Source organism: Vibrio sp. 10N.286.55.E10 (assembly GCF_002872555.1).
GTDB lineage: Bacteria > Pseudomonadota > Gammaproteobacteria > Enterobacterales > Vibrionaceae > Vibrio > Vibrio crassostreae.
The window spans coordinates 382,617-404,314 of record NZ_MCSD01000024.1 but is presented as its reverse complement, the minus strand read 5'-3'; the positions used below and the strand labels follow the sequence as shown (position 1 = coordinate 404,314).

General features: G+C 44.2%; 20 protein-coding genes. 14 read left to right on the top strand and 6 right to left on the bottom strand.

Annotated features, from left to right (window positions below; translation table 11 throughout):
- Positions 1-94 precede the first annotated feature (94 nt).
- On the bottom strand, positions 95-1,501 hold the full coding sequence (clcA, locus tag BCV39_RS15715) for a H(+)/Cl(-) exchange transporter ClcA (RefSeq protein WP_048660058.1): 1,407 nt from the start codon (positions 1,499-1,501) through the stop codon (positions 95-97).
- A gap of 610 nt (positions 1,502-2,111) precedes the next feature.
- Between clcA and BCV39_RS15710 the strand changes: the two genes are divergently transcribed.
- The 3 genes from BCV39_RS15710 (at position 2,112) to BCV39_RS15700 (ending at position 5,321) form a co-directional block, all read left to right on the top strand.
- Positions 2,112-3,095 (top strand): GTP-binding protein, encoded by a 984-nt coding sequence (locus BCV39_RS15710; protein WP_048660059.1) that lies wholly within the window; start codon positions 2,112-2,114, stop codon positions 3,093-3,095.
- Between the two features lie 182 nt (positions 3,096-3,277).
- Positions 3,278-4,564, top strand: a complete 1,287-nt coding sequence (locus BCV39_RS15705; RefSeq protein WP_012600498.1) for a DEAD/DEAH box helicase — start codon at positions 3,278-3,280, stop codon at positions 4,562-4,564.
- Positions 4,565-4,700: 136 nt separating this feature from the next.
- Positions 4,701-5,321: a LysE family translocator gene (locus BCV39_RS15700; protein ID WP_048662612.1), complete on the top strand. Its 621-nt coding sequence runs from the start codon at positions 4,701-4,703 to the stop codon at positions 5,319-5,321.
- 223 nt (positions 5,322-5,544) lie between these two features.
- Here the strand turns inward: BCV39_RS15700 and BCV39_RS15695 are convergent, their stop codons facing one another.
- Entirely contained in the window at positions 5,545-7,572 is a 2,028-nt protein-coding gene (locus BCV39_RS15695; protein ID WP_102433491.1) for a PhoX family phosphatase, read from the bottom strand.
- 534 nt (positions 7,573-8,106) lie between these two features.
- On the opposite strand from BCV39_RS15695, the gene BCV39_RS15685 reads away from it, so the two are divergent.
- From BCV39_RS15685 to BCV39_RS15665, 5 genes are all read left to right on the top strand, one after another.
- Positions 8,107-8,448, top strand: a complete 342-nt coding sequence (locus BCV39_RS15685) for a YggL family protein (RefSeq protein ID WP_057623238.1) — start codon at positions 8,107-8,109, stop codon at positions 8,446-8,448.
- 383 nt (positions 8,449-8,831) lie between these two features.
- Positions 8,832-9,515: a spondin domain-containing protein gene (locus BCV39_RS15680; RefSeq protein WP_102431714.1), complete on the top strand. Its 684-nt coding sequence runs from the start codon at positions 8,832-8,834 to the stop codon at positions 9,513-9,515.
- A gap of 9 nt (positions 9,516-9,524) precedes the next feature.
- Entirely contained in the window at positions 9,525-10,205 is a 681-nt protein-coding gene (locus tag BCV39_RS15675) for a spondin domain-containing protein (protein ID WP_102431713.1), read from the top strand.
- 81 nt (positions 10,206-10,286) lie between these two features.
- A complete protein-coding gene (locus tag BCV39_RS15670) occupies positions 10,287-11,018 on the top strand; it encodes a response regulator transcription factor (RefSeq protein ID WP_102431712.1) in 732 nt (243 codons plus the stop codon).
- A 45-nt stretch (positions 11,019-11,063) separates the two neighbouring features.
- On the top strand, positions 11,064-12,437 hold the full coding sequence (locus tag BCV39_RS15665; protein WP_102431711.1) for a HAMP domain-containing sensor histidine kinase: 1,374 nt from the start codon (positions 11,064-11,066) through the stop codon (positions 12,435-12,437).
- A gap of 49 nt (positions 12,438-12,486) precedes the next feature.
- On the opposite strand, the gene BCV39_RS15660 is transcribed toward BCV39_RS15665, so the two are convergent.
- Positions 12,487-12,951: an exoribonuclease R gene (locus BCV39_RS15660; RefSeq protein WP_102431710.1), complete on the bottom strand. Its 465-nt coding sequence runs from the start codon at positions 12,949-12,951 to the stop codon at positions 12,487-12,489.
- A gap of 146 nt (positions 12,952-13,097) precedes the next feature.
- Positions 13,098-14,027 (bottom strand): DMT family transporter, encoded by a 930-nt coding sequence (locus BCV39_RS15655; RefSeq protein ID WP_048666318.1) that lies wholly within the window; start codon positions 14,025-14,027, stop codon positions 13,098-13,100.
- A 149-nt stretch (positions 14,028-14,176) separates the two neighbouring features.
- Here BCV39_RS15655 and BCV39_RS15650 point away from each other — a divergent pair, with 149 nt between their 5' ends.
- Positions 14,177-14,635: an Lrp/AsnC family transcriptional regulator gene (locus BCV39_RS15650; protein ID WP_102431709.1), complete on the top strand. Its 459-nt coding sequence runs from the start codon at positions 14,177-14,179 to the stop codon at positions 14,633-14,635.
- 168 nt (positions 14,636-14,803) lie between these two features.
- Here BCV39_RS15650 and BCV39_RS15645 read toward each other — a convergent pair whose 3' ends face one another.
- Positions 14,804-15,046 (bottom strand): hypothetical protein, encoded by a 243-nt coding sequence (locus BCV39_RS15645; protein WP_017062621.1) that lies wholly within the window; start codon positions 15,044-15,046, stop codon positions 14,804-14,806.
- A 268-nt stretch (positions 15,047-15,314) separates the two neighbouring features.
- Positions 15,315-15,890 carry a hypothetical protein gene (locus BCV39_RS15640; RefSeq protein ID WP_102431708.1) on the bottom strand — a complete coding sequence of 192 codons (576 nt, stop codon included), beginning with the start codon at positions 15,888-15,890 and terminating at the stop codon, positions 15,315-15,317.
- A 96-nt stretch (positions 15,891-15,986) separates the two neighbouring features.
- Here BCV39_RS15640 and BCV39_RS15635 point away from each other — a divergent pair, with 96 nt between their 5' ends.
- From BCV39_RS15635 to phaC, 5 genes are all read left to right on the top strand, one after another.
- On the top strand, positions 15,987-16,667 hold the full coding sequence (locus BCV39_RS15635; protein ID WP_102431707.1) for an SH3 domain-containing protein: 681 nt from the start codon (positions 15,987-15,989) through the stop codon (positions 16,665-16,667).
- Positions 16,668-17,197: 530 nt separating this feature from the next.
- Complete coding sequence (locus BCV39_RS15630) at positions 17,198-17,938, top strand: SDR family oxidoreductase (protein WP_048613548.1); 741 nt, start codon at positions 17,198-17,200, stop codon at positions 17,936-17,938.
- Positions 17,939-17,963: 25 nt separating this feature from the next.
- Positions 17,964-19,175, top strand: a complete 1,212-nt coding sequence (locus tag BCV39_RS15625; protein WP_102431374.1) for an acetyl-CoA C-acetyltransferase — start codon at positions 17,964-17,966, stop codon at positions 19,173-19,175.
- 132 nt (positions 19,176-19,307) lie between these two features.
- Positions 19,308-19,655 carry a phasin family protein gene (locus BCV39_RS15620; RefSeq protein ID WP_048660075.1) on the top strand — a complete coding sequence of 116 codons (348 nt, stop codon included), beginning with the start codon at positions 19,308-19,310 and terminating at the stop codon, positions 19,653-19,655.
- A 75-nt stretch (positions 19,656-19,730) separates the two neighbouring features.
- Positions 19,731-21,557, top strand: a complete 1,827-nt coding sequence (gene phaC / locus BCV39_RS15615) for a class I poly(R)-hydroxyalkanoic acid synthase (RefSeq protein ID WP_102431375.1) — start codon at positions 19,731-19,733, stop codon at positions 21,555-21,557.
- Positions 21,558-21,698 lie beyond the last annotated feature (141 nt).

The following is a 21,698-nucleotide window of genomic DNA, read 5'->3' as shown; positions in this document are numbered from 1 at the left end:
ATACCAAGTTTAACGTTTGCTTTTTTGATTTTGATACGGAATCGGGAGATTAAGCACGTTGAATGTGTGCTTTTGTTTCATGAGTCTTTTGTAATTAACGCACTTCCTCTTGTTGAGGCAGGTCTTGTTGTCTTAACTTCTCGTTTTTCAGCGTGCGGTTCAGTAGTTGGCTGTAAATCGGCTGACCCCCTAACATCTGCGCAATGATTACGGCACCTAGACAGGTGATGATCAACGGTAGGATAAGGTAGTAGTTATTGGTCATCTCGATAACCAGTAATATACCCGTAATTGGTGCACGCACGGTTGCAGCAAATAAAGCGCCCATACCTGCAATCGCAAACATGCCCGGCTCGATATTCAGTTCAGGAAAGAATGCCGCGGCGATAAGCCCAAATGCGTAACCAAAGAGTGTGCCGAGTGCAAGCATCGGCGCAAAGATACCGCCCGGAGCACCAGAGCCAAAACAAAGCAAAGTGGTGATAACACGCCCTAGAAAGATCAGTAGCAATATGTTGGTGCTGTAGCTGCCATTAGTGATATTCGGGATGATACCAATACCACCGCCAGTCAATTCCGGGATATAAAGCAGCAACAAGCCAAAACAGCCACCAAGCAGGGTTCCGGTTATCAAGTAGCGTTTGCGGTCGTTCTTATGTATTGCCACAAACATATCTTGCGAAAGTGTTATTAGCTTATTGAAGATCACGCCAAATACGCCGAACAACACGCCAAGTAATAGGAACAACCACAGTGCACTCAGTTCAGGCGGTTGGTATTGAGGCATTGTGATAACGGCAGATTGGCCATTGATCGAACGAAATACAATGTTGGCTGAGATTGCAGAGATGATGACGGCTTTGATTGAAATGAGTGAGTAGCGAAATTGTGGTCGCATCTCTTCAACAACGAACATAATCCCAGCCAATGGAGCATTGAACGCAGCAGCCAAACCGCCAGCCGCACCAGAAGCGAGCAGTGAATGTCGAGTATCGTCATCTTTCACTCGGAATATGTCAGTCACCATACGTCCGATGCTTCCGCCCATTTGCACGGTAGGCCCTTCACGACCTAACACCATGCCAGAGCCTAACGCGCCCATACCACCAAAGAATTTCACAGGAAGTACTCGCCACCAACGAACAGGTCGCATCCCGTCCATCGCGCCTTCTATTTCAGGGATACCTGAGCCGGCAGCTTCTGGAGCGAAACGGTGAACGAGGAAATAGCCAATGAAAGCGAATGCAGCACTAATAAGGAAAGCCGCAAGCCAAAGTGGTAAATAGCTACCGATTTCATCTTTCAGCCAATCGGTACGAGTTTCTGTGATGAAATGAACCGCAACCTCGAAATAGGTGCCCACCACGCCAGCAAGGATACCGACAATGCAAGAAAGGAAAAGTACTGAAGCGGGTGTTTTGTCTCTAGAGAGAAATTGGTTGATAGCATCCCTTGGCATTTTTGCTAAAAGGGATTGCTTAATTCTCTCTCTATTGGTCATTTAAGTTTGGTTCCTGAGTTGATGCGGGGAGGGCCTTAGTAAATTATACGCCTCCTCTGCATATCCTATAGCAGCAAAGATGCAAAGTTGAATTTCATTTATGAAAGAAGTGTATTACATAAATGGAATGTATGGACAATATAGTGTAATCGCCGTCACAGTTTTGATCGATTCTCAGGTAGCAACTTGTATTACGCCAAAAATGAACCATAGTTAAATCGTAAAGCAACATAACGAACCGCAAGGAGAAGTGAGGTTTTACACACAATTTGGATGGATTCAGAAACAAAGTTTTTAGTTCCTCGTTAAATGTTCAGGTCGATATTTAAGGCTTCCTGATTCGCGAACTCACGATTGAGTAACGAGGGTGAGGCGTACTGACAAGTACGCCTTTAGTCCATCTGGAGCATCCAAAATTCTGCTTTTCACTTCAATTATCTATTTATCTGCTCAAAGTCTTTACACTTCGTTAAGCACTGTATCTCTGTTAATCAGCTTAACCCTCTATTTAGTTAACCCATTCTTCTGCTCGCCAATCTGAGTATAAACAAGCGATTGGGGTCAACTTTTTGGTAATTGAGTATATACTCCCTTAAAAAGGAGAACTGATATGACTAAAAAAGTTCCTACAAACATCATTACGGGTTTCTTGGGTGTTGGTAAAACGACAGCCATTTTGAATCTGCTTAAAAACAAACCTGAGAATGAAAACTGGGCTGTTCTGGTTAATGAGTTCGGGGAGATCGGCATAGATGGCGCATTGATGACGGACCAAGGTGCTTTGATTAAAGAAGTGCCGGGCGGTTGCATGTGTTGTACAGCGGGTGTACCTATGTCTGTAGGTATTAATGCTTTACTTCGCCAAAAGCCAGACCGCTTGTTGATTGAGCCAACAGGCCTTGGTCACCCTAAACAAGTGATTGCGACGCTGACTTCTGAGCAATACACGCCATACGTTGATCTCAAAGCGACGCTTGGTTTGGTTGACCCACGAAATCTATCCAATGAAAAGTACACGTCGAATCAGAATTTCAATGATCAACTAGACAGTGCCGATGTGATTCTTGGTACTAAGGTTGACCTTGTTCATTCTGAAGACATCGATGTGTTTAATGATTGGGTGACGGATCAAACGCCGGCCAAAGTCTTCCATAAGCTAATTCATGATGGTGAAGTGCCATTGGAAGTGTTGGACATTGAAAGAGTGTATGGCAGTGCTTCATCTCATCTTGAAGCGCACCATCACGATCACGCTGACCAAGAACCTCAATTCCAACTTCCTCCCGGTGAAGCTTTCATCCGTAAAGAGAATAAAGGGCAGGGCTACTTTAGTTGTGGTTGGTTGTTTGGAGCAGAGCATAAGTTCGACTTCGATGCGCTATTCTCAATGTTGTCGGATCTAACGGCTGAGCGTGTAAAAGCCGTAGTGAACACCGACCAAGGTTGCTACGCATTTAATGTGGCGAATCAAGTTGTATCTGTGAACGAAATTACGCTTGATGGTTTTGAATCTCGATTGGAAGTGATCGACTCACAACTCATGCCGTGGGGCGATCTCGAGCAGATTCTACTCAAGCTGTGTGGCATCAAATAGCCTCATTTTTGCTGTTTGAACCAATGAACTCGGTGTTTACTTCGTTTAAGGCGGGGTAAACACCAGATTAAATGAGAAAGTTTGCGTTATATCACGATAAATGTGAGATAAATCACTCTAATTACTTTATAGTGCTCGGCTGAAATAAGAATGTAGGCTGTCTGCTTAAGGAACCCGTAACAATGTCATTTTCCTCTCAAGGTTTTGCTCCTGAATTAGTCAAAGCGTTGACTGAGTGTGGTTATGAAAAACTCACTCCAATTCAACAAAAAGCGATTCCAATGGCTCGTAAAGGCCATGATATTTTTGCTACTGCTCAAACCGGTACGGGTAAAACAGCGGCATTCTCATTGCCTGTTATTCAGCACCTACTGAACAGCGGTAAAAAAGCATCTCGAGGAACGGCTCGCGGCCTTATTCTTGCTCCAACTCGTGAGCTTGCTGCGCAGATCGCTCAAAACATCAAAGACTACGTTAAATACACTGAACTAAGCGTTTCAGCCGTTTACGGTGGTAACAAGATGTCTTCACAGGTTCGTCAATTAGAGCTGGGTGTGGATATTTTGGTTGCGACTCCAGGCCGCTTAGAAGAGCACTTAGAAGCGGGTAACGTGTCTATTGCCAACCTAGAATTCCTAGTGTTTGATGAAGCCGACCGTATCCTAGATATGGGTTTCATCAATGCCGTTCGTAAGATCATGTTGGATGTAGAAACCTCTCCACAAATCATGATGTTCTCTGCGACAACATCGACTCAGTTGAACCAATTGTCTGTTGATATTCTACGTAAACCAAAACGTATCAGTGTTGAGCGTGAAAACTCAACGGCTGCAACTGTTGGTCACGTGGTTTACCCAGTGGATCAAGAACGTAAAACTGAACTGCTTTCTGAGCTTATTGGCCGTAAAAACTGGCGCCAAGTGCTTGTGTTCGTGAACTACAAAGAAACAGCGAACGATGTCGTTAAAGAGCTTAAGCTAGACGGTATTAAAGCGGTACTTTGTCACGGTGATAAAGCGCAAAGCGCTCGTCGTCGTGCTTTAGACGATTTTAAAGAAGGCAGAGCGCGTGTAATGGTAGCAACAGACGTTGCGGCTCGTGGTCTTGATATCGAAGACTTACCACACGTAATTAACTACGACATGCCTTTCCTAGCGGAAGATTACGTTCACCGTATTGGCCGTACAGGTCGTGCTGGTAAACAAGGTCACGCAATCTCTTTCGTTAATCGCGAAGAAGAGCTGACTGTTGTTCAAGTTGAAAAATTGATTCAACAGCGTATTCGCCGTGTTGAACAACCGGGTTATGAGCCGAAGAAGCGTGATGCTTACATTGAAAAGCTGAACACTAAGTCGGCTTACAAAAACCGCCAAGGTCGTAAAAACAATGCGAACGAAGAGCCTCAAGATCAAGCAAGCGCAGAACGTCGTTTGACTATGATGAAGCGAATTAAAAACCGTCGTAAGTAAAATTACGGTTGGTAATGAAAAAGAGCCACTGTATTGTGGCTCTTTTTCGTTGTGTCGCTAAATACAAGGTCGCTCCTTACAAAGACAACTCAACAAGCTGAACACTCAAATAAAAATAAGTCGATAAGGTAATAATATGGATAGCGCGCTACTTTGGGCTTTTATTCCCACGTTTTTCTTTGTATCAATCACGCCCGGCATGTGTATGACCTTGGCGTTAACACTGGGCATGAGCATCGGTTACAAGCGTACATTATGGATGATGGTCGGTGAACTGGCTGGCGTCGCGGTAGTTTCAGTGGCCGCAGTATTAGGTATCGCATCTATCATGCTGAACTACCCATGGTTGTTTACAGGCTTCAAGTTTGTGGGTGCAGGGTACTTGTTCTACTTGGGTGTTCAGATGTGGCGTTCAAGAGGAAAACTGGCGATCAGTACTGATAATCAAACAACCAAAGTCAGCAATGATTGGGACTTGGTGGTTCAAGGCTTTGTTACTGCGATTGCAAACCCGAAAGGCTGGGCGTTTATGATTTCTCTGCTGCCTCCTTTTATCAACAGCAGTAAAGATTTAGCACCTCAGTTGATGATTCTGGTTTCTATTATCTTAGCTTCTGAATTTGTTTGCATGACTCTGTACGCGACAGGTGGAAAGAGCTTAAAACATATGCTGGGCAAAGCCGATAACGTTAAGTTAATGAACCGCATTGCGGGCACCTTGATGATGGGCGTAGGTGTGTGGTTGTTCGTGAGTTAACTGTGATTAACGGTATTGCGATTAACGAGAACGGGTAGAGAGATCCCCGACTCAGTCGTTCCTCCTTCTCGAGGATGACGATGAGCTCAAGGGCTAGGACTCTTGTTTCAACCGAAGATTGATAGAATAGAAAAAGAGCGATAGGGCATTTAACCTTATCGCTCTTTTTGATTTTACCTAGCTAGATGTTAGAAATGCTTCTGATTTTAGCCAGTTTTACCGATTAAACCGCGATTTCCCCACCGTCTTCACGACGAATCACAACCGTTGATGCTCTTGGGCGAACATTGCCTTGAGTTTGTACAGTTGCATCGTCTGATGATGGCCAGTTTGCAGGGTGTTGAATGTTCACAAACAGTGATTTGAAATCTGGGCTGATGGTAAAGCCAGTCACTTCACAACCGTTTGGACCCACAAAGAAGCGTTTAAGCTGTGCCTGGTTGTTTGCATCAATCACCGCGCTGTTGCCTTTGTCGTCCGTTAACTGAGATGGAACTACTGCCAGCATTTGGTCGTTGGTGTACCCAGTAACTTCGTCTGCACCGTTATCTGTTTGAATCCACAAAATGCCACGAGCATCACACGCTAAGCCGTCAGGGCTCGCGAATTGGTTCATGTCTGTTAGTCCTGAGCGGTTGATAGATTTATCTTCCACTGCAGGAGAGCCGAATACAAAGATATCCCAATCGAATTCGCCAGCCGTTTTACCTTCATCCCAGCGGATAACATGACCAAACTTGTTGTTTACGCGAGGGTTCGCTGAATTGGCTTCTTTGCGCTTATTGTTGTTCGTTAGCGTTAGATAAGCCGTACCTGTCATTGGGTCTACAGAGCACCATTCAGGGCGATCCATTGGCGTTGCGCCTACAAGGTCGGCTGCGCCTGCGGTATTAACGATAAGTGCGGCTTGAGAGTCATATGAATCACCTAGCTTGCCGCCGTTTGTGGTTTTGCTGCTGAGTGTTAATGGTAACCATGTACCTGAACCGTCGTCGTTGAACTTAGCGACGTAAAGCGTGCCTTTGTCCATGTATTTGTCGCCCGCGCTTAGGCGGTTGCTTGGCTCAGCGTCACGCGGGTCCCATTTTGCTTCAGAAACAAATTTGTAGAGGTATTCGAAACGAGAATCGTGGCCAGAGTAGAATACGATCGGTTCTCCTTCGGTCAACTTACCAAATGTACAGCCTTCGTGACGGAAACAACCCAGTGCAGAACGTTTTTTAGCGCGAGAGTTTGCTGTGTATGGGTCGATTTCAACAATGTAGCCGTGACCGTGTGCTTCATTACGGTAATCGTCCATTGGTGAATCAGCGGTTGGTGTTACATCAAAACGTGCGAACTCATCCAAGCGTTCTTGTTTGTCACCAGAAAGTGTGTCCCAACCGTAGCGAGTTTTGTCAGTAGCGATACCGATACGTTCTTGAGCTGGTGTCGTTGTACCTTTATTGACGAAGTAACCTGGCCAGTTCTCTTCACAAGTTAGGTAAGTGCCCCAAGGTGTGTAGCCGTTGCCACAGTTATTCAATGTTCCACGAGCTTGGCTACCGTCTTGTGAGAATTTGGTTTTGGTAAACTCACTGTGAGCGACAGGGCCAGACAGGTCCATCACAGTTGCGCCAGTGTAGCGACGGTTAAGTGGATCGTTATCGACTATTACCCATTGATTGCCTTCAAGCTTAACGCGAACCACACTCACGCCGTGTGCGTTGATCTCTTTACGTACTTCATCAATGTTAGGACGAGCGCCTTCATTGTATGTAGGGCCATTAGCGTGCAGGGCTTTTTGGTCAATGTATTCGTGGTTGATCACCAACAAACCGTCATTGCTGTTGCCGTCGAGTGGGAAGAAGTGCATGCCATCGTGGTGCATTCCCAGTGCGTTGGCTTGGTCTTGTGCGTTGTTTGTACCGTCTTTTAACCAAGCATTACCTTGCTTGTTAAGTGGCGTACCCCAAGGAACAAGCACTTGTGCTGTGTAACCTTTCGGTACGACAACACTGTCAGTCAATGAGCCTTTAACCGATTCAAACGCTAGAGTCGCGGTGCTTTTCTGCGCGCCTGTTGCTTGCATTGTTGCGGCGTTAGCTGTGCTGTGACCCGCTAAACCAAACGCGCCAAAAGCGGTCATTGCACTGATGCCTAAACCGCCTTTTAATACATTTCTTCTTGAAAGATTTGCATCTAGAACTTCTTCGAAGGGTTTGTTTTTACTCTTGTTAAAACGAGTGCTATCAAATGTTTCCTTGCTCATCGCGACTGCTTCCTATTGGCTGACTTTATTATTCGTTATTTATGACTTACCCGCCTACTAGGGCGTGTTGACCTTTTGCGGTTAAATTTTGTTCGAGATAAAAGCGTTTTAATCGCGGCGAGGGGGAAGTAGCCTAGTCATTCTAAGCAAATCCTCCTCAACAAAGAGTAAAACGCTTTTTGCGGGGGCGCCCAGATCGAACCCTTCGGGCAGCGTTTGCTGGTCATTTCTACTGCGTTATCGGCTTCTCATGTAGGCTAGCTACACATCGAAGCCTCTGCCTTGTATAAATACCCAGCAACTCGCTGCAAAAATCAGCTCAAAAGATCAACACGCCCTAATTAATTGGTTAATAAGTTGGGTAAATGTGTGACCAATCGTGAAGCAGTTAAGTGACAGATTTTTATAGTTTTCATTAAGCTTTTGTTTCTGTAGCACGATTTTTGCCATAACACTTCTCATGCAAGACAAAACACTTGGGGATTGGGTTAGAACTGTGTATAAATGCTTAATCAAATGAAAAGAGAGACAGTTATGAAATTAGATAAAATCGAAAACAAAAATCGTCGCCTACGCAAAAAGCTATACCTAGGTGAATTCGCGATTCTGGGTTTTGAAGTAAGCTGCAAGACATCGATTACTGATTTTGATCAATACGATGTGTTCATTGACGAGTTCATCGATTTCATCGACAGCATCGGTCTGTGCTTTGGTGGCGGTGGTCTTGAGCTGTTTGAAGGTTTCTTATGCTCTATTGAGCGCTACCGTTCAGTGACAGAAGCAGAGCAACTGCAAGTTGCACAATGGCTTGAAGCGCGTGCTGAAGTAACGAAAGTTGAAGTAAGCGAGCTTATTGACGCAAACTACGCGTTCTAAATTGATGTTGTTCTGTTAGCTTTGCTTAGAGGTCTATACGACTTTTAGAACGAGCAACAATACACAAAAACAGAGGCCGAATCGGTATATCGATTCGGCCTTTTTGCGTTTTCTTCCTTTCATATTCTTTTTTTATGTTTCCCTTTTGCTTTGTGAGGCGACTAATTTCTCTTAAATATCAGTGCTCTATGGCTACTTATCTGGGCTGTAATAAGTTTGGATAAACTTGTGAGACTTTTATGAGAATTCAATGAAGTTGCTGATAGATTTGATCGCCATTCTTAGAGTCAACAACACCACTGTTCGTGGCTGACTAGATAACACGTCTTTCGATGTTATTGATTCGCCAGTCACGAAAGGACTCGATAAAGGATGGAATCAAAATGAATAAACGTACTCAAATCAGCTTAGTGATTGGCTCAGCGATGTTCGCTTTTGGGGCTGTTCAAGCTCAGGCAGCCCAGCTTGAGGTGACTGTCACCAATGCCACAAAAGGGATCTACTTTACGCCAATCTTGGCTGCGGCTCATGATTCAAGCTTGTTCATGTTTAGAACGGGGGAGGCAGCTTCTGCTGAGTTGGAATCCATGGCGGAAGGTGGCGATATTTCAGGTCTATCTAGTGTTATTGCTAACGCGGGCGGCGTGGTGGTTGAGAATCCAGCAGCCGGAATTCTCAATCCAGGCGTCGCAACTACGTTTGATATCGATACGGGTGATTTAGCTTACTTGTCACTCGGCGCGATGTTGTTGCCGACCAATGATGGCTTTGTTGGATTAGACAGTTGGAAGATCCCAACTCAAGCGGGCACCTACAAAGCCACACTCAATGGTTATGACGCAGGTACAGAAGCCAATGATGAGTTGGCAGGCAGTATGCCAAATCCTCCCTTTATTACCTTTGGTGCTGGTGGTACTGGTGTGGAGACTGCCGTGTCTAACGCTAAGGTTCATATTCATCCGGGTAACATTGGTGATAGTGACGCGGCGGGCGGTATAAGTGACCTCGATAGCAGTAGTCATCGTTGGTTAAACCCTGTTGCAACTATCACCATTGTTGTTAAGTAAGGGGGATGTATGAAAGCTAGAATTCTATTTATCGCTGCCTCTGTTGCCGTGTTAGCCGGTTGTCCTGATGATGACGATGATTACTATCGCTATGATGTGAGTGTTACTAACCTCACGCCCAACCAACCTATGTCGCCACTTGCGGTGCTGACGCACAACACCAGTTTTGATCTGTTTGAAATCGGGCAAAGTGCTTCCGTTGACCTTGAATACTTAGCTGAAGGCGGCAGCAATGCTGAACTTATCGCGCTTAGCGACAGCGACGCTAATGTCTATCAAGGTATCTCAGGCAATGGGCTAATTCTTTCGGGTGAGCAAGACACGGTGTCTATTCGTATCGACCCAAATCAAGAGGAATATATCTCAGTTGCCTCTATGTTGGTGAACACCAATGATGCGTTTGTTGGTGAATCTGGTTTATCGCTGAAATCTTTGGCGGTGGGCGACACGTTCGTTATGAACATGAATGTGTGGGATTCAGGAACTGAGCTCAACGATGAGCTTGCTGCAACCATTCCGGGACCAGCAGGCGGTGGTGAGGGCTTTAATACCACACGAGACGACACCGATGTAGTGAGTTTTCATCCTGGTGTCATCAGCCAAGATGATGGTCTTGCGACCTCCGCATTAAGTGGCAACCATCGTTTCCTTAACCCCGGTGCGCGAATTACCATCACTCGCACTGAGTAACTAGTTGAATACACGATGAAAGAATTCCTGCTCTGTTCCGGTCAATTGAAAGGTGGGCAGACTCAGAATAGAGCAGGGATCATGAATAGTGCTGCGGTAAATTTGATGGCAAACATATTGCTGGTCGAAGACGACGATGATTTGGCCGAGCTGGTGCAGATGCACCTCAAGTTCCAAGGGCATGATGTTGTAAGAACCAATTCAATTGAAAAGGCTCAAGCGTTATATCAGGGAAGCCAGTTTGATTTGATCGTGCTTGATCGAGGCTTACCTGATGGCGACGGTCTTGATTTCTGTCGATTGCTACGTCAGCAAGAAGACTGGGCGCCTGTGTTGATGCTTACAGCTAGAGACACTGAGCTAGATAAGGTCTTAGGCTTAGAAGCCGGGGTCGATGACTACATTACCAAGCCTTTCAGCGTTCTTGAGTTTCAAGCTCGAGTAAGGAATATACTGCGTCGCTTAAGTCACTCTGAAGCAATAGTGAAAGATCCGCAGTCAACCGAATCCGTAATGAGTTTTGGCAGGCTTACCATCCAACCTGAGCGTCATCAGGTTTCATTAAATAATCAAGATGTCCCACTTACCGCAACCGAGTTTACGTTACTTCACTTTTTAGCTACCCGACCGGGGCGCGTCTATAGCAAAGACGAGCTGCTCAATCACGTTTGGAATACCGATCATTCTGGGTATCACCACACGGTGTGTAGCACCGTTAACCGTTTGAGAACTAAGTTGGCCGTGCCGAATAGCGACGATGACTTCATCAAAACCGTGTGGGGTGTGGGCTATAAGTTCGAATCGAAAGTTTAGGGTTATGTGTCGCATCTTAAGCTTAAGAGGCATCGAGGAGAGAACATGAGTTTCAAATCGCGTTTAGTGCTGTTTACCAGTTTGTGGTTTCTGCTCGTGAGTGTGGTTATCGCCTATACCTATCATTGGCAAAAAGAGACTATAGAACAAAGAACTAAGCAGAGCTTACATAAAGATCTCGCGCTGCACATGCGTGATGATAATCCTCTGATGATTGGCACGGACTACAACCCGAAAGCACTCAAATCCATATTTCATACCTTGATGTTGATTGGTCCCGATTTCGACATCTACTTTCTCGACAGTCAGGGCAATATCACGACACACGCCGCACCAGAGGGCACTGTGTTGGCAAACCAGATAGACTTAGCACCCATTAAACAATTCTTAAATGACGAGCCTTATCCGATTCTGGGTGAAGACCCGATCAACCCTGAATCTCGTAAGGTATTCTCTGTTGCTGCGATTGAAGAGTTGGGTTCTACGGTGGGGTATCTGTATGTGTTGATTGGCAGTAACCGCCATACCGTCATTGCCAATTCACAAGTCGATACGCCTTATATGGCGCTAGCCGGGCTTATGCTGATCTCTATCTTAGGCTTTGCGATTGGCGCTTACCTGCTCGTAAAACGTAGCCTGTTGAACCCTATTGAAGAGGTTACCAATAAGCTACAACAGCAAGCAGAGCAAGATTTCCGCCTCGACCCCAACTTCATACATCAAGTACCGGAGTTGGTGCCGATCGCACGCTCTTATCAGTTGATGGCGAAACACATTCAGCAGCAATTCTTACAGCTTGAGTATCAGTCTTCACATCGTAGACAAAGTTTATTGCAACTGAGCCATGATTTGAAAACACCGTTATCAAGTGTGTTGGGTTACTTAGAAACATGGAAGATCCAAAACCCTCAATCGGATTCACTGATTGATGTCGCGTATCGCAATGGTAATAAACTGTCTGAACAATTGCATTCACTGCTCGACAGTGCCAAACATGACAATCCTGTCCCTACCTATCGATACGCATCGATAGATTTGAATGGGTTGCTTAGCGAGTGCTTAGAAACGATTCAGAGTCAGTACCGCCATAAAGATGTCGAACTTAAGGTTGATATACCTGATGGAGTAAAAGCAGCTGGTGACAATGACTTGCTTGAAAGGTTGATTTTGAACTTACTAGACAATGCGTTGAGGCATAGCCCAACTGGAACAGTAGTTTCACTGAGTGTTGATTTAGAACCGGATTCGAAGCGGGTGAAGGTGGTGATTCAAAATGAGGTGGAGCAGGAAGCACCGAATGGTTCATTGGGAATAGGAACCAAGATCGCGCAGTCTATACTGATGTTGCATCACAGTGTGCTAGAAACAACAAAGGCAGAGAACTCATTTCAGCAAAGCTTTTACTTGCCTTCGGTATAGTTCTGTCTGCCTTTGGTTTAGCTTGGTGTGTATTTACGTAGAAGCAACGTTAAGCGTCTTTGCTGCCTTCGTTACCTTCGTTCACTTTTGCGTAGAAGTGAAGTAGCTCAGTTAATTCTTTAACCCAACCAAATGCATCTTTAGGTGCATTCTTTAAAATCTTTTCTACTTTCTCACAGTGCACTTCGATTGCGATTGCTTCTTCAAGGTTGAAAGAAATTGAGTAGAAGTGCCAAAGCAGTAAGCGAGTCATTCGCTCGATGTTCTGTTGCGAGTTATCCGACTCTGAGAAGGCTAGGTTCACTTCACCAAGCGCGATAGCTGTCATTCGAAGCATTGCGTCAAATTTCGCTGATTGCATGCGTTCTTCGCTGGTGACTTCTTCTTGTTCAAACGTGAACAATTCTGTCATTGCGTCTTCAGGAACAAGGCGATGGATCATTCTTAAACTAAATTCTTCTAGTTCATGACGAGGCATGGTGATTAAACAATTTAAGGTGTAGTCGCGTTGCATGGTGTTCTCTTGAATCAGCAAAAAGGTCGGACAGTTTAATGGAGAAGCGAGCTTAGAAAAAGCAGATTTTAGATAAGCCTACCTTTGCAGACTTATCTGGATGCCGCATACCTGAAAACTAGCGAAAATGGTGAATATAAAAAGCGTTACGCTTTACTATGACTTGGCGGTTGGTATTGCATGGACTGGTCGTTTCTCATAAAAATGTTGCTCGCAACCAAACTGCCAATGCAAATCGAACCAAGGGCGAGCCAAGTCATCGCATCGGGAATCTCGTTAAAAAGCGGGATGGCTAACAAGGTTGCTACTGCGGGGGTTGCACTGCCAAAGGCGGCAGAACGTTCAGCCCCTAAGGTATTGACCGCATAAAGGTAAGTGAACGCCGCTATTAAACCCGCCCCAACGCCTTGCACAGCTGAATGAACGGCAAGCTCTGTGTAGGGCCAATTAGCGATAGGTGTATCCATTAGATGGCTTGGGAGTGTTCCGGTCAGGATTAGGACGAGTAACAGCAAAGTAGAGCAGAGCGAAATAAAACCGGCACTGACTAACGCATTAAGATTAGCGACACGGGCAGATATGGTAAACGTTGCCCACATTAAGCTTCCGCATAAAAACAACAAATGGCCTTTGGTGTACTCAAAGTTGAAGCTGCTTAAGCTACTTCCCAAAAACAACACAATACCGAGCAAGACCAAACCTAAACCGACAACACGGTGTCGGCTGAGCGGCTGCTTAAAAAAGAGTACGGCAATTCCTGTTACGAAAAGAGGGAGCGTGCCCGGAACAAGAGCACTGCCATGTGATACCGGAACAAACTGCATGGCCGTTCCTGCAACAAGCAGATAAGGCAATCCGCTACCGACAAACATACCCGTTAGATACCGTTTAGGGACTTCAGCAATCACGCTGCGTGCTTTCCATATCAGAGGCAATAAAACCAAAGCCGGTATGAGAAATCTTGTGAGAGCGATATCTGCAGGTGTTAAATCTGAATTTGCGCCGCCTTTAAGAGAAAGGAAAAAACTCGCCCAAATGAGCAGAGTGATGGTAATTGATAGATAGCCAAGATTCATAATAAACAATGAAAGTGAATGATGACTAATTATGGAGGAGAGCTCGTGCCTTAAGTTGGCAAGTTTCGTTCTAACTTGACCTATCATTGCGGATTTCTGCTAACATTCTTTCAATTGTTAACGAATTTAACTAATGAATGGCTTTCACTATGGACAGAATTGATAGACATCTTCTCGAGTTGCTGCAAAAGGACGGTAGATTGACCACGGCAGAGTTAGCTGATGAAGTAGGCTTATCCCCGTCACCTTGTGCTAGACGTATCAAAAGGCTTGAAGAAAAAGGCATTATCGACAGTTACCGCGTGAGCTTATCGCGAGAGAAGGTGGGTGTGGCGATGAGTGTGTTTGTCGAAGTGAGCCTAAACAACCACCAAGAAGTGTCGATCGATAAGTTCGAGGGAGCGATTGTCGAGATGGAGGAGGTGATCAGCTGTCATGTGGTGTCTGGCGCTTATGATTATCTGTTAGAAGTCGTTAGCCCGAACTTGATGGCCTACGAGGCATTTACAAGAAAACTTCAAAGGCTCTCTAACGTGAAAGACATTCATACTCACCTTGCGATAAGACAAGTAAAAGGTAATGCGCCACTGCCAATTTATACCGATTAAACCAAAATAAGAGCAGTAACGCGGCGGTAAAGTGAGCTGAAAACGAAATGGTTTGATCTTTAAAGAAGAGCGAGAAAGTTACCAAACATCTCTCACAGGATGACAAACTCACGGCAATAAAAAACGGAGAACCTCGTGAAAGGTACTCCGTATATGTAGGTGCAAAACTTAGTGATACTTAAAGTTAGAGATTGAACAATCCCCAGTTTGTGCATTAATTCTGAATGAAAAAGCATGTGAATGGTAATCCACACCATCATTCCAAATTGTTTCTCCAAATATCTTACATAGCTCTAGCTCACTTACTGAACCGAACTCTTCCATGTGTTTAGCTACAGATAAAAGTTTACCTCTTATCTCTGCAGTCCATTCCGTGTTACTCAAGCAGTTGAAAGCCATAGTCTTTTGCATATTACCTAGCCAAAATGTTTCTTGTTATTAAGTTATATGAAGATTCATGATAACAATTTTCTGGCGTTTGTAAATCTATTTTGTGATGAATATCTCACATACTCGCTTGCATTGGTCGGAAATTGAACTTTATTGTTGATAGTTAGCACATTAGTTTTACAACTTATTGATAAATCTTTGATTAGCGAGCTCTTAGAATAGTATGAAGTGGGTAGAGCATATTAATCGGAAAAGTCCAGTCAAACAGTGAGGTGATCTAATGGCTTCTTCAGTTTGATACATCGCTTATTGGTTGGTTTGTGTGGCGTGCTTCATCAATCATCGTAGCTTCTCTACGGTATATTGACGACAGCTGCCGGAATTTTTCACTGAGTGTATGGAGATCTCGGGAGAGTGATTGTGAGCTTTGTACGTGCACTTGTGCACTTTCTGTTTGTCTCGGTAGTTTTGCTCTAGCACAATGTTTAGCGACGGCTTGCCAAGAGTGTGTGAGAGACTCAGCTCCATCTAACTCGGTAGACACAACGTATGCCTGTTTTAATAGAACCTCAGAGACATCGTAAGCGGTATTCATATGACTATTGAGCTGTACATTAAACCTTTGCTCGTACTTTGCCCAAAGCTCAACGATCTGCTTTTTGGTGAAATGTTTGGATAACAGCGTTTGTGACTTGTAGGTTGAGAGAACTTGGTTGAATTCTTTGGTGTATTGGTTGTAACGTCCTTCAAATGAGAGCTGGCGATCCAGCAGTAGTTGCCAGTTTTCACTGCTACATTGGTTTGCTAGCACGACATTAGCACTCAAAGGTACACACACAATGATAACCTTCACCCAAAAACTCATGACTTTCCTCTACTTACCGCGTTCTCTATAGAGAGTATAGATGAGCAGCAGCATGAGTTGATGTACACTTGAAAGATACCTAAAACGGAAGAGCTGGTGGATTTGATGAAAAAAGCGCTGATCGCTTTACTTGTGTTGTTAATATTGGGCGGAGGAGGAGCTGCGTATTACTTCTTGGTCATGAATAAAGACCCAATTCCACCAGAGAAAATGGAAGAGCCAGCTGTAGAAGTTACTCAGCAGTCAGAATTCGACCGGGCACCCATCATGGATCTGCAGCCTGAACCAGAACAGACGGAATTTTACGTTTTGGATAGAAAGCTTGAAGTGGTAGAGCAACCTGAAATTGATGGGTTGATAACAGATTATCTCTACAAAGGTGAAAAAGTCGAAGTATTAGAGAAACAAGGCGAATGGGCTCGTATCTCTGATTATATTGTTCTCAAAGAAGGTGGCCCGCAGACAGCTGAATGGGTGTCTATGTCAGGTCTATCTAATGATGAAGTGATTATCTCAGAAAAAGAAAGCAAAGAGATATTAGATTCCTATTTGGTTAAGTCTGATGACCTCAAGATCCATCAAGAGAAATTCCGTAATTCGGTGGCTAAACTGATCTCTGAAGGGGAGTGTGCCCCAAGTGATTTTGAAGAACTCGGCGGATGGGTGAAATCGGTTAAGTACAGCAATCGAGATGTTTATTTTATTTATTGTGGCGGGTTGTCCATTGAAAACAAAATTTATCTTGATGTAAATACAAATGAAATATTTACGAAGTAGCAACCCACGCTCTATTTATTAATGATTTTAATTAAGCCCACTCATAGATTGAGTGGGCTTTTTTTTGCCTATCCATAATGTTCAGTTTTCCAATTCAGAACGTTAATTATATTGAAGTTCATATAGAATGATAATGAACCATTTATTAATGGATAATAAGATTTTTGTTATTATTTCCATGGTCAATCATTTCAAATTCTCACTTTGCATTCTTCTTGAAACAAGCTAAAAAATATAGGTTTATCTCCTATTAACAATGACTTACCTACTTGGTGATAAAGTTAAAATTAAATAAATCCTAATGATATCAGCACCTTGCATTGGTTTACATGTTCGCAACATTTCATTGATTTTGAGAGGGAAGTCAAGTTTTCAATCATAAGATATAAATATTTCCCATTTGTAATAATATTTTTTGATTTTGAGTTGTAGGGTTTAATTAAAGCAAAACGTAAAGTTTAATTATCAACTAAGACATTATCTTATTAACATCATTGTTATTTAATTGCTTGTAAGGGATGGAACCATTAATGAAAAAACTTGCTTTAATTACAGGGTCAAAAGGCGGTATCGGCTCAGCAATTTCCTCTAAATTAGTTGCAGACGGCTATCGTGTTATCGCGACTTATTTTACTGGAAACTACCAATGTGCATTGGATTGGTTTAATGAAAAACAATTCACCGAAGACCAAGTGAGATTGTTTGAATTAGATGTTACTAATACCGCGGAATGTGCGCTGAGCTTAAGCAAGTTGTTAGAAGAAGAAGGCACGGTGGATGTGCTAGTCAATAACGCAGGTATTACACGTGATAGCGTATTTAAAAAGATGGATGCCGAAGCGTGGAAAGAGGTTATCGAAACGAACTTAAACAGTTTGTTCAACGTGACTCAACCTCTGTTCGCTCCTATGTGTGAAAAGGGTAACTGCCGAGTCATCAATATATCTTCAGTAAATGGTCTTAAAGGTCAATTCGGACAAACTAATTACTCGGCAGCGAAAGCTGGAATGATTGGGTTCTCTAAAGCTTTGGCAGCGGAAGGTGCTCGTAGCGGTGTGACAGTGAACGTGATTGCCCCTGGTTACACTGCAACGCCAATGGTTGAGCAAATGAAACCTGAAGTACTGGATTCAATCAAGAACCAAATCCCGATGAAACGCTTAGCAACACCTGTTGAAATTGCAGATGCAGTGGGTTTTTTAGCGAGTGAATCTGGCGCGTACATTACAGGCGAGACATTGTCTGTGAATGGCGGCTTGTACATGCACTAATGGCGAAACTGACAGGAATTGAATAATGGAAAAAGTATTTATTGTTGCAGCGAAACGCACACCAATTGGTTCATTTACGGGTTCATTGAAAAACGTTAACGCAGGTGAATTGGCTGGTGTAGCGATCAAAGGTGCTCTAGATTCAGTAGACCTTCCCCTAGATGTCATTGATGAAGTGATTGTCGGTAACGTGATTTCTGCTGGTCAAGGTATGGGCGTTGCGCGTCAGGCTTCCATCTATGCGGGGCTTCCTGAGGAAACACCAGCATACGGTGTGAACATGATTTGCGGCAGCGGCATGAAATCAGTGATGGACGCCGCGGCGCACATCAAAGCACAAGATGCTGAATTGGTTATTGCTGCTGGCGTTGAAGTGATGTCCCAAATTCCTTTTGTGGTTCCAGCGAGCGTTCGTAATGGTCACAAAATGGGTGACATCTCAATGAAAGACTTACTGGTTGGTGATGGCTTAACCGATGCGTTTAATCACTACCACATGGGCATGACCGCTGAAAATATCGCGAATACGTTGAATATTTCTCGCCTTGCTCAAGATAACTATGCCCTAGAAAGCCAACAGAAAGCAGTCGCGGCGATTGAAGCAGGTAAGTTTAACGATCAAATTGTGCCTGTAGCAGTTAAGCAGCGTCGACAAACTGTCACTTTTGATACCGATGAGTACCCGAAGTCAGATGCAACCTTCGAAGGTCTACAAAAGCTTCGTCCTGCCTTTGACCGTGAAGGAACAGTCACGGCTGGTAACGCTTCGGGCATCAATGATGGCGCGAGTGCAATCATCTTAGCGTCTGAATCTGCGGTAGCGAAACATGGTCTAACACCTTTAGTGGAACTGACCAGTTACGCACAGTCTGGTCTGGACCCAAAGATCATGGGCTTAGGACCCGTAGAAGCTGTTTCGAAAACGCTTGATAAGGCGAATCTAACTCTAGAAGAAGTAGATTTGTTTGAATTGAATGAAGCGTTTGCAGCTCAAGCTCTTGGCGTGATGTACCAATTGTCAGAGCAGCATGATTTCCCGCTTGATGCGTTCAAACCAAAGGTCAACGTGAATGGTGGTGCAATCGCGCTTGGCCATCCTTTAGGTGCTTCAGGCAATCGAATTATTGTTTCACTCATCCATGAAATGCTTGAACAGAAAACGACTTATGGCGTTGCTTCACTCTGTGTGGGTGGAGGAATGGGAACCGCTGTTTTGCTAAAAGGTATGGAAGGTTAGAACCTGACATATCGGTGGCAAGCTTAAAAAGATCGATTCAGCTTTGCAAAGCATCGTGAGTTAGTCGATAAGCGTCGGCTGAATCGATAGTGACACAAATTTATTAAACTATGTATTCATCAGGAGTTATTTATGTACACGGATATTTTCAAAACAATTACTGACCAAACTGAAAAGCAATTTGAACCGTACTTAAAGTTCAACAAGTTGGTTGCAAAGAACGTCCAAACGATGACAGAGCTGCAAATGAATGCTATGCAGACTTACACGGACATGGGGCTTGCGCAAATGAAAGCAGTGACTGAAATCAAAGACGTGACTAGCCTAACGGCTTTCAACAGCCAGCAACTAGCAGCGCTAACTCAGCTGTCTCAACAGATGATGAGTGACAGTGCTAAGCTTCAAGCTGCGGCAAAAGAGTTCAAAGAAGATGTTGAAACACTAACAACTGAAAACTTGAAAACAGTTACACCTGCATAAATAAAATCGCCATCGAGTTAGCACTGTGTTTACTGTGAGGCTCGGTGGCGATTTTCCGATTATTGGAGTCATGTTATGTTTCAACACTTCTTTTCGGACTACCTTGTTAAACTTCAACAAACGAACCAGCAATGGTGGGAAAACTTTGAACAAAACAAGGAAGCCGCGCAATCTCCCCTCAATCAAGCGATGCAAGAATTGAACTTTGATGATGCATCAAAAATCTTCGAGCAAGCCGCCAACCAACCCGCCGTTCTACTTCAGCTACAATCTCAATGGTGGGAACAACAACTTAAGATCTGGCAGAATGCCGCGCTGATGGGCAACACCGAAAGTGTTATTTCAGAAGGTCGCAGCGACAAGCGCTTTATTGATGAAGCGTGGAAAAACGACCCATTCTACAGCTTTATCAAGCAATCTTATTTGCTATTCAGCAAAAGCTACATTGACACCATCAATTCTATCGAAGGCATCGACGAGAAAACCAAAGAGCGTGTGGCGTTCTTTTCACGTCAGGCAATCAATGCTCTCTCTCCAAGCAACTTCATTGCGACTAACCCAGAGTTGATGAAACTAACGCTCGAGCGAAATGGTGAAAACCTGCTTGATGGATTAGAGCAGTTACAAGCAGACGTTGAAGCGAGTGCTGATATCCTCAAGATCCGTATGACTAACAATAACGCTTTCCGATTAGGTGTTGATGTTGCTAACACGGAAGGTGATGTTGTCTTTCAAAACGAGTTGTTTGAACTGATTCAATACTATCCCAAGACACCGCAGGTCAATGCGACGCCTTTGCTGATCGTCCCGCCGTTTATAAACAAGTACTACATTCTTGACCTTCGTGAGAAGAACTCGATGGTGCGCTGGTTGCTAGAGCAAGGACATAGCGTATTCATGATGTCTTGGCGTAATCCGAGCGAGGCGCAGAAAGACCAAGAGTTCGGTGACTATGTCACGGAAGGTGTAGTGAAAGCGGTTGCGGCGATTGAAGACATCACAGGTAAAGAGCAGATTAACGCAGCAGGTTACTGTATCGGTGGTACGGTATTAGCCTCTACGGTTGCTTACTACGCTGCGAAGCGCATGAAGAAACGCATTAAAACCGCGACCTTCTTTACAACCTTGTTGGATTTCTCGCAGCCGGGTGAGGTTGGCGCGTATATCAACGAAACGATCATTAACGCGATTGAGAAGCAGAACGACGCCAAAGGTTATATGGATGGTCGTTCATTGAGTGTGACGTTCAGTTTGCTTCGTGAAAACAGCTTGTACTGGAACTACTACATTGATAATTACCTCAAAGGCAGCAGCCCAATGGAGTTTGATTTGTTGTATTGGAACAGTGATAGCACAAACGTAGCTGCTAAGTGCCATAACTTCTTGCTGCGTGAGCTTTACCTTGAGAACAAACTCGTTCAAGACAAAGGCGTGAAAGTTGGTGGCGTTTGGATAGATCTGAATAAGATCAAAATACCAAGCTACTTCATCTCAGCCAAAGAAGACCATATTGCCTTGTGGCAGGGGACTTATCGCGGTGCATTGAATACGGGTGGCAACAAAACCTTTGTATTGGGTGAATCCGGTCATATTGCAGGCATTGTTAACCATCCAGGCAAGAAGAAGTACGGGTTCTGGTTGAATGACAATCTTGATGATTCTGCTGATGAGTGGCTATCAAACGCAAGCCATAATGAAGGTTCATGGTGGACACACTGGGATCAGTGGTTACAGGGCTTTGAGACTGACGAGCAAATCGAACCATTCAATCAAGGTTCTGAGCTTAACCCTGTGATAGGCAAAGCGCCGGGCAACTACGTAAAACAGGTGCTGCCGATTGTTGATACAGAAGCTGTCGATAAAGAGCCTGCTGATACAGAAGCTCCGAAAAACGAAGCTTAGATTTTGCTATATAAGGCTTTCTTTATATTAGCTGCGATGTCGTTTTACTAAGGTTCCATCATCCCCCTAGCAGTAAACAGAAACGCCAGATAATAAAAAAGCCACTGAAATCAGTGGCTTTTTCGTATCAACTCCTATCAG

Excerpts from the sequence above, each read along its gene's own strand:
- clcA (WP_048660058.1), bottom strand. The coding sequence starts at position 1,501 with ATGACCAATAGAGAGAGAATTAAGCAATCCCTTTTAGCAAAAATGCCA.
- BCV39_RS15710 (WP_048660059.1), top strand. The coding sequence starts at position 2,112 with ATGACTAAAAAAGTTCCTACAAACATCATTACGGGTTTCTTGGGTGTT.
- BCV39_RS15705 (WP_012600498.1), top strand. The coding sequence starts at position 3,278 with ATGTCATTTTCCTCTCAAGGTTTTGCTCCTGAATTAGTCAAAGCGTTG.
- BCV39_RS15700 (WP_048662612.1), top strand. The coding sequence starts at position 4,701 with ATGGATAGCGCGCTACTTTGGGCTTTTATTCCCACGTTTTTCTTTGTA.
- BCV39_RS15695 (WP_102433491.1), bottom strand. The coding sequence starts at position 7,572 with ATGAGCAAGGAAACATTTGATAGCACTCGTTTTAACAAGAGTAAAAAC.
- BCV39_RS15685 (WP_057623238.1), top strand. The coding sequence starts at position 8,107 with ATGAAATTAGATAAAATCGAAAACAAAAATCGTCGCCTACGCAAAAAG.
- BCV39_RS15680 (WP_102431714.1), top strand. The coding sequence starts at position 8,832 with ATGAATAAACGTACTCAAATCAGCTTAGTGATTGGCTCAGCGATGTTC.
- BCV39_RS15675 (WP_102431713.1), top strand. The coding sequence starts at position 9,525 with ATGAAAGCTAGAATTCTATTTATCGCTGCCTCTGTTGCCGTGTTAGCC.
- BCV39_RS15670 (WP_102431712.1), top strand. The coding sequence starts at position 10,287 with ATGAATAGTGCTGCGGTAAATTTGATGGCAAACATATTGCTGGTCGAA.
- BCV39_RS15665 (WP_102431711.1), top strand. The coding sequence starts at position 11,064 with ATGAGTTTCAAATCGCGTTTAGTGCTGTTTACCAGTTTGTGGTTTCTG.
- BCV39_RS15660 (WP_102431710.1), bottom strand. The coding sequence starts at position 12,951 with ATGCAACGCGACTACACCTTAAATTGTTTAATCACCATGCCTCGTCAT.
- BCV39_RS15655 (WP_048666318.1), bottom strand. The coding sequence starts at position 14,027 with ATGAATCTTGGCTATCTATCAATTACCATCACTCTGCTCATTTGGGCG.
- BCV39_RS15650 (WP_102431709.1), top strand. The coding sequence starts at position 14,177 with ATGGACAGAATTGATAGACATCTTCTCGAGTTGCTGCAAAAGGACGGT.
- BCV39_RS15645 (WP_017062621.1), bottom strand. The coding sequence starts at position 15,046 with ATGCAAAAGACTATGGCTTTCAACTGCTTGAGTAACACGGAATGGACT.
- BCV39_RS15640 (WP_102431708.1), bottom strand. The coding sequence starts at position 15,890 with ATGAGTTTTTGGGTGAAGGTTATCATTGTGTGTGTACCTTTGAGTGCT.
- BCV39_RS15630 (WP_048613548.1), top strand. The coding sequence starts at position 17,198 with ATGAAAAAACTTGCTTTAATTACAGGGTCAAAAGGCGGTATCGGCTCA.
- BCV39_RS15625 (WP_102431374.1), top strand. The coding sequence starts at position 17,964 with ATGGAAAAAGTATTTATTGTTGCAGCGAAACGCACACCAATTGGTTCA.
- BCV39_RS15620 (WP_048660075.1), top strand. The coding sequence starts at position 19,308 with ATGTACACGGATATTTTCAAAACAATTACTGACCAAACTGAAAAGCAA.
- phaC (WP_102431375.1), top strand. The coding sequence starts at position 19,731 with ATGTTTCAACACTTCTTTTCGGACTACCTTGTTAAACTTCAACAAACG.